6 protein-coding genes are annotated in these 7,127 nt (G+C 69.7%); all 6 read left to right on the top strand.

Annotated features, from left to right (window positions below; translation table 11 throughout):
• Positions 1 to 441, top strand: a 441-nt coding sequence (locus AX737_RS11790) for an amidohydrolase family protein (RefSeq protein WP_156453672.1), incomplete at its 5' end; no start/stop codon positions are given.
• Positions 442 to 750: 309 nt separating this feature from the next.
• A complete protein-coding gene (locus AX737_RS11785) occupies positions 751 to 2,013 on the top strand; it encodes a Zn-dependent hydrolase (RefSeq protein ID WP_066921528.1) in 1,263 nt (420 codons plus the stop codon).
• Between the two features lie 326 nt (positions 2,014 to 2,339).
• Positions 2,340 to 3,965 carry an ABC transporter substrate-binding protein gene (locus AX737_RS11780; RefSeq protein ID WP_066921526.1) on the top strand — a complete coding sequence of 542 codons (1,626 nt, stop codon included), beginning with the start codon at positions 2,340 to 2,342 and terminating at the stop codon, positions 3,963 to 3,965.
• A 278-nt stretch (positions 3,966 to 4,243) separates the two neighbouring features.
• Positions 4,244 to 5,197: an ABC transporter permease gene (locus AX737_RS11775; protein WP_066921523.1), complete on the top strand. Its 954-nt coding sequence runs from the start codon at positions 4,244 to 4,246 to the stop codon at positions 5,195 to 5,197.
• A 10-nt stretch (positions 5,198 to 5,207) separates the two neighbouring features.
• Entirely contained in the window at positions 5,208 to 6,137 is a 930-nt protein-coding gene (locus tag AX737_RS11770) for an ABC transporter permease (RefSeq protein WP_066921520.1), read from the top strand.
• A 47-nt stretch (positions 6,138 to 6,184) separates the two neighbouring features.
• Positions 6,185 to 7,127 (top strand): ABC transporter ATP-binding protein (locus AX737_RS11765; RefSeq protein ID WP_066921530.1); only part of this gene is annotated, 943 nt, incomplete at its 3' end.

Genomic DNA, 7,127 nt, shown 5'->3' with positions numbered 1-7,127 from the left:
CTCGGCAGCGGCCTGTTCCGGCTCTTCGACGCGCTCGACCCGCGCCGCCCGGTCCGGACCGGGCTCGGCACCGATATCGGGGCCGGCACCACGCTCTCGCTCGTTCGCACGCTCGGCGAGGCCTACAAGGTGGCGGCGCTCCGCGGCGACAAGCTCGACGCGGTGCGCGCGCTCTGGCTCGCCACCGCGGGCGGCGCCGAGGCGCTCCACCTGGAGGACCGGATCGGCCGCATCGCGGTCGGCTACGAGGCCGATCTCTGCGTGCTCGACACCGCCGCCTCTCCGCTCCTCGCCCACCGCGCCCGCTACTGCACGGATATCGAGGAGCTTCTGTTCGTGCAGATGACGCTCGGCCCCGAGCGCGTGCAGGCGACCTGGGTGGCGGGTGAGCCCGTCTACGAGGCGGCCCGGACGCCCGATCCCTACCGCTACGCCAAATAATCGGTTTCGAAAGGTCGGAGACCTTTCGCGGATGCAGGGCGGAGCCCTGCATCTGGAACCTCCGCCCCGGCTCCGCCGGGGCGGAGGTTCCAATCCCGCGGCTGCACGCACCGGACTCCGGCAAAGGTCCGTGGCCCTTCGGAAGCCCAAGGCCCTGCGCTGCACGCATGACGATGCGCGCCCGTGCGCTCCGCGGCTGGCATTCCAGTTGCTGACGCGGGGCAGGCCGCGGATGATACACCGAGCCCCGATCCCGTACCCTGAGCCCTGCCGGCCCCGGTCCGCGGCCGGCCAGAGGATGCGTTGCCGATGACAGCCGAGACCCCGAAGACCCACAACCTGCGCATCGACGGATCGCGCCTCTGGTCCACCCTGATGGAGACCGCCCGGTTCGGCGCGACCCCGGCGGGCGGCCTCAACCGGCTGACCCTGTCGGAGGAGGACCGCGCGGTGCGCGACTGGTTCCGCGACGCCTGCGAGGCGGCGGGGCTCGAGGTCGGCACCGATGCGCTCGGCACCCAGTTCGCCCTGCGCCGCGGCCGCGACATGAGCCGGAAGCCCATCGCCTGCGGCTCGCATCTCGACACCCAGCCGACCGGCGGCAAGTTCGACGGGATCCTCGGCGTGCTCGCCGGGCTCGAGGTGATGCGCAGCCTGAACGACGCCGGCATCGAGACGGAGGCGCCGCTGCTGCTGGTCAACTGGACCAACGAGGAGGGCTCGCGCTTCGCTCCGGCCATGATGGCCTCGGCCGCCTATGCGGGCGCGTTCACCACCGAGGAGATCCTGGCCAAGCGCGACGCGAAGGGCGTCAGCGTCGGCGAGGCGCTCGACTCCATCGGCTACCGGGGCTGCGAGGCGGTCGGCGCGCGCGAGATCGGCGCCTTCGTGGAACTGCACATCGAGCAGGGCCCGATCCTGGAGGCCGAGGGCAGGACCATCGGCGTGGTCGAGGGCGGCCAGGGCATCGCGTGGTTCGACGGCACGGTCACGGGCTTCGAGAGCCATGCCGGCACCACGCCGATGCCGCGCCGCCGCGACGCCATGCTGGGGCTCGCCGAGTTCGCGCTGGCGGTCGAGCGCGTCGCGCTGGCGCACGCGCCCACCGCCGTCGCGACCATGGGCGAGGCCGAGATCGTCAGCCCCTCGCGCAACGTGGTGCCGGGCCAGATCCGCTTCACCCTCGACCTGCGCGACCCGGCCTCCCCGGTGCTCGACGCCATGGAATCCGCGCTCGCGGATGCAGCCGCCGAGATCGCCGCGCGGCGCAACCTCGCGATCGCGCTCACGCGGATCTGGCGCAAGGAGCCGGTCCCGTTCGATCCGCGCCTCGTCGCGGCGGTCGATGGCGCCGCCGAGGGGCTCGGCCTGAGCCGGCGCCGCATGGTCTCCGGCGCGGGCCACGATGCCTGCAACCTCGCCGGCTGCATGCCGGCGGCGATGATCTTCGTGCCCTGCAAGGACGGCGTCAGCCACAACGAGGCTGAATCGGCGACGCCGACGGATTGTGCGGCCGGCGCCGACGTCCTGCTGCACACGCTGGTGGCGCTCGCCAACGCGCCGAAGGCCTGACAATCCGGTTCAGGCCCGCGAGGGCCTGTTTGATAGGCATTTCTGCGGGCCGGCCCCGGGTCGTCCGAAGGAGTGCCTATTTTTTGTTCAGACGATCTTGCCCCATCGGCGCATGTATCGGAACCGAACGCCGGAAGCACCCGAAAGAAGAAAATCGTCCTTTCGCGCGTCGTTCAGGTTGATCTCGCCGCCGCGAAGAATGCCGTGACGCGCGACTGGGAGCCGAACTCTCCGATCGCATCGGCCGGTGTTGGCCGACCCCTTGCATAGAGCGGCTCCGTCCCCGGGCACCTCGCGGTGCCCCCCATGGAGCCAGCAACCCCGACATGTTCTCTACCGCGAAACGACTTGGCACCCGCGCGGTGCTGGCCGGCGCTCTGACGGTGTCGGGCGCCGTGCCCGGCGCCCTGGCCCAGGGCGTGCTCCGCATCGGCATGACCGCATCCGACATCCCGCTGACCACGGGGCAGGCCGACAACGGCGGCGAGGGCATGCGGTTCACCGGCTACACGGTCTACGACGGGCTGGTGAACTGGGACCTGTCCTCGGCCGACAAGCCGTCCGACATCGTCCCGGGCCTCGCCGAGAGCTGGACGGTCGATCCGAGCGACAGGACGAAGTGGACCTTCAAGATCCGCCCCGGCGTGAAGTTCCACGATGGTTCCGACTTCACCGCCGAGTCGGTGGTCTGGAACCTCGACAAGCTGCTGAAGAACGAGTCCCCGCAATACGACCCGCGCCAGTCCGCCCAGGGGCGCACCCGCATCCCGGCGGTGGCGAGCTACCGGGCGCTCGACCCAATGACCTTGGAGGTCGTCACCAAGGCCCCCGACGCCACCCTGCTCTACCAGCTCGCCTGGATCATGATGTCCTCGCCCGCCCAGTGGGAGAAGCTGGGCAAGAGCTGGGACGCCTTCGCCAAGACCCCGTCCGGCACCGGTCCCTGGAAGATGACGCTGTTCGCGCCCCGCGAGCGCGCCGAGATGGTGCCGAACGCCAATTACTGGGACAAGGCCCGGGTGCCGAAGCTCGACAAGCTCGTGCTGGTGCCGCTGCCGGAGGCCAACGCCCGCGTCGCGGCTCTGCGCTCCGGCCAGGTCGACTGGATCGAGGCCCCCGCCCCCGACGCCGTGGCCTCGCTGAAATCGGCCGGCTTCAAGATCGTCACCAATGCCTACCCGCACAACTGGACCTGGCACCTCTCCCGGATCGAGGGCTCGCCCTGGAACGACATCCGGGTGCGCAAGGCCGCCAACCTCGCCATCGACCGCGAGGGCCTGAAGGAACTGCTCGGCGGCCTCGCCATCCCGGCCAAGGGCTTCATGCCGCCCGGCCACCAGTGGTTCGGCAAGCCGACCTTCGACGTGACGTACGATCCCGAGGCGGCCAAGAAGCTGATGGCCGAGGCCGGCTACACGCCCCAGAAGCCGCTCGCCATCAAGGTCGGCATCTCGGCCTCGGGCTCGGGCCAGATGCAGCCCCTGCCGATGAACGAGTTCGTGCAGCAGAGCCTCGCCGAGGTCGGCTTCAAGGTCGATTTCGAGGTGGTCGAGTGGAACACCCTGATCAACATCTGGCGCGCGGGCGCCAAGGCCGACATCTCCCGCGGCGTCTCGGCGATCAACTACTCGTACTTCATCCAGGACCCCTTCACCGGCTACATCCGCCACCTGCAGTGCAACCTCGCGCCGCCGAACGGTACGAACTGGGGCTACTACTGCGACCCGGCGATGGACAAGCTGTTCGACGGCGTGCGCAACGCCTTCGACAAGTCCGAGCAGGAGAAGGTCCTGAAGCAGGTCCACGAGAAGTTCGTCGACGACGCGCTGTTCGTGATGATCACGCACGACGTCAATCCACGCGCCATGAGCGCCAAGGTGAAGGGCTTCACCCAGGCGCAGAACTGGTTCCAGGATTTTTCGAACATCACCATGGCGACCGCTGGCCGCTGACATCGGTGGCTCCGGCCTACGGGCCGGAACCGCGACAGGCCCCCTCTCCCGTGCGGGAGAGGGTTGGGGTGAGGGACGAGAACTCCACGGAAGGGGCGTGAGGCCACCGCGGACAGGCTACGGCTTCTCCGTATGGCTCCGAGCCCCTCTCCCTGTCCCTCTCCCGCACGGGAGTGGGGACCCGCGCGCTCTCCTGACGCGGGTCCGAAGTCCAGCGGTTCGGAAGATCTGCCCGAACCGCCGCGTATGCCGCTGAAACAGTCGAGTTCATTGAGCCGATGCTGCTCTACATCCTGAAACGTCTGCTCTACGTCACGCCGGTCGCGTTCGGCGTCAGCGTGGTCTGCTTCGCGCTGGTGCATCTCGCCCCGGGCGATCCCTTGAGCGCCGTCCTGCCGGCGGATGCCACCCAGGCCACCATCGACGAGATGCGCGCGGCCTACGGCTTCGACAAGCCGCTCCCCGTGCAGTACGCGATCTGGCTCTGGCACGTGCTCCAGGGCGATCTCGGCATCTCCATCGCCACCGGACGCCCGGTGCTGGGCGAGGTCTCCCGCGCGGTCGTCAACAGCCTGATCCTGGCCTCGGTCGCGACGCTGATCGGCTTCACCTTCGGCACCCTGTTCGGCTTCGTCGCGGGCTACCACCGCAACTCGATCCTCGACCGGGCCGCCTCCGCGCTCTCGGTCTTCGGGGTCAGCGTGCCGCACTACTGGCTCGGCATGGTGCTGGTGATCATCTTCTCGGCGACGCTCGGCTGGCTGCCGCCGACGGGCGCGGGGCCTGACGGCTCGGGCAACTGGCGGCCGGACTTCGAGCACCTGCGCTACATCATCCTGCCGGCGGTCACGATGTCGGTGATCCCGACCGGCATCATCGCCCGCACGGTCCGGGCGCTGGTGGCCGACATCCTCTCCCAGGACTTCGTCGAGGCGCTGCGCGCCAAGGGCATGAACGAGTGGGGCGTGTTCAAGCACGTGGTGCGCAACGCCGCGCCCACCGCGCTCGCCATCATGGGCCTGCAACTCGGCTACCTGCTCGGCGGCTCGATCCTGATCGAGACCGTGTTCGCGTGGCCCGGCACCGGGTTCCTGCTCAACGCCGCGATCTTCCAGCGCGACCTGCCGCTGCTGCAGGGCTCGATCCTCGTGCTGGCGATGTTCTTCGTCGGCCTCAACCTCATCGTCGACGTGATGCAGACCGCCCTCGATCCGCGCATCGAGCGGGCCTGAGGAGAGAGTGATGACCGCACCCGTCACCGCCGCCTCCGTCGCCCTCGACGGCGCCGTGCCCACCGCCGCCCCGGTCGCCGAGGCCGAGGTCTTCGTGCCCTCCCGCGGCTTCTGGGGCCATGTCGGCCACCGGCTGATGCGCGATCCCGTCGCCATGGCGGCGGGCGCCGTGATCCTGGCGATCGTGCTGGTGGCGATCTTCGCGCCCTGGATCACGCCGATGGACCCCTACAAGGGCTCCATGCTGCGCCGCCTCAAGCCCGTGGGCGATGCCACCTACTGGCTCGGCTCGGACGAGCTCGGCCGCGACATGATCAGCCGCCTGATGGTGGGGGCCCGCCTCTCGCTCTTCATGGGCGTCACGCCCGTGCTGATCGCCTTCGCGATCGGCTCCTCGATCGGGATCCTGGCCGGCTACGTCGGCGGCTGGACCAACACGATCCTGATGCGCACCATCGACGTGTTCTTCGCCTTCCCGTCGGTGCTGCTCGCCATCGCGCTGTCGGGCGCACTGGGGGCGGGCATCTTCAACGCCATCGTCTCGCTGACCTGCGTGTTCGTGCCCCAGATCGCCCGCGTCGCCGAGAGCGTGACGACCGGCATCCGCCGGCGCGACTACATCGACGCCGCCAAACTCTCCGGCGCCTCGGCCTTCACCATCATGCGGGTGCAGGTGCTCGGCAACGTGGTCGGGCCGATCTTCGTGTACTCCACGTCGCTGATCAGCGTGTCGATGATCCTGGCCTCGGGCCTCTCCTTCCTCGGCCTCGGCGTGCGCCCGCCCGAGCCCGAATGGGGCCTGATGCTCAATACCCTGCGCACCGCGATCTACGTGAACCCGATGGTCGCGGCGCTGCCGGGGCTCGCGATCTTCATCGTCTCGATCTCGTTCAACCTGTTCTCGGACGGCCTGCGGACGGCCATGGAGATCCGCCAGTGAGCGTCACGACCCTGTCCCTCCCCCCATCCCCTGCCCTCGCTCAGCCGCTGGCGCGCGCGCCTGTCGATCCCCGCGACCGCGGCGGCCCGGCGCAGCCGCTCCTCTCGGTCTCCGGGCTCGTCAAGCACTTCCCCGTCCGCAAGGGCAGCGGACCGAAACAGGTCGTCCGCGCCGTCGACGGAGTCGATTTCGAGACGTTGAAGGGGGAGACGCTGGGCATCGTCGGCGAATCGGGCTGCGGCAAATCCACCACCGCCAAGCTCCTGATGGGGTTGATCGAGCGCGATTCCGGCGACTTGCTCTTCGACGGCGAGGCGGTCGGCACGCGCGCGCTCCCCTGGCGGGCCTATCGGCGCCAGGTCCAGATGGTGTTCCAGGATTCCTACGCCTCGCTCAACCCGCGCATGACGGTCGAGGCCTCGATCGCCTTCGGCCCGAAGGTCAACGGCGTGCCGGGCCGTCAGGCCGTCGAGCGGGCCCGGGCGCTCCTCGCCCGCGTCGGCCTGGAGCCGAAGCGTTTCGCCGCGCGCTACCCGCACGAACTGTCCGGCGGCCAGCGCCAGCGCGTGAACATCGCCCGCGCGCTCGCGCTCGAACCGCGCCTCGTCCTCCTCGACGAGGCGGTCTCGGCACTCGACAAGTCGGTCGAGGCGCAGGTCCTGAACCTGCTGCTCGACCTCAAGGCCGAGTTCGGGCTGACCTACATCTTCATCAGCCACGACCTGAACGTGGTGCGCTTCATCTCGGACCGCGTGATGGTGATGTATCTCGGCCGCGTCGCCGAGATCGGCCCCTCCGACACGGTGCTGGCCGAGCCCGCCCACCCCTACGCGCACGCGCTGCTCCACGCCATGCCGTCGCTCGATCCCGACAACCGCACCCAGGAGGCGCTGCTCGCGGGCGATCCGCCGAACCCGATCGACCCGCCCTCCGGCTGCCGCTTCCACCCGCGCTGCCGCCTCGTCGCCCCGGTCTGCTCGGGCAAGGAAC

Source organism: Methylobacterium sp. CCH5-D2 (genome assembly GCF_001556475.1).
GTDB lineage: Bacteria > Pseudomonadota > Alphaproteobacteria > Rhizobiales > Beijerinckiaceae > Methylobacterium > Methylobacterium hispanicum.
Note: the sequence above shows the minus strand (reverse complement) of the source record. Positions and strands in the feature narration are given on the sequence as shown.

What these genes read in the sequence shown, in the direction of transcription:
- AX737_RS11770 (WP_066921520.1), top strand. Translation starts at nt 5,208, where the DNA reads ATGACCGCACCCGTCACCGCCGCCTCCGTCGCCCTCGACGGCGCCGTG.
- AX737_RS11785 (WP_066921528.1), top strand. Translation starts at nt 751, where the DNA reads ATGACAGCCGAGACCCCGAAGACCCACAACCTGCGCATCGACGGATCG.
- AX737_RS11775 (WP_066921523.1), top strand. Translation starts at nt 4,244, where the DNA reads ATGCTGCTCTACATCCTGAAACGTCTGCTCTACGTCACGCCGGTCGCG.
- AX737_RS11780 (WP_066921526.1), top strand. Translation starts at nt 2,340, where the DNA reads ATGTTCTCTACCGCGAAACGACTTGGCACCCGCGCGGTGCTGGCCGGC.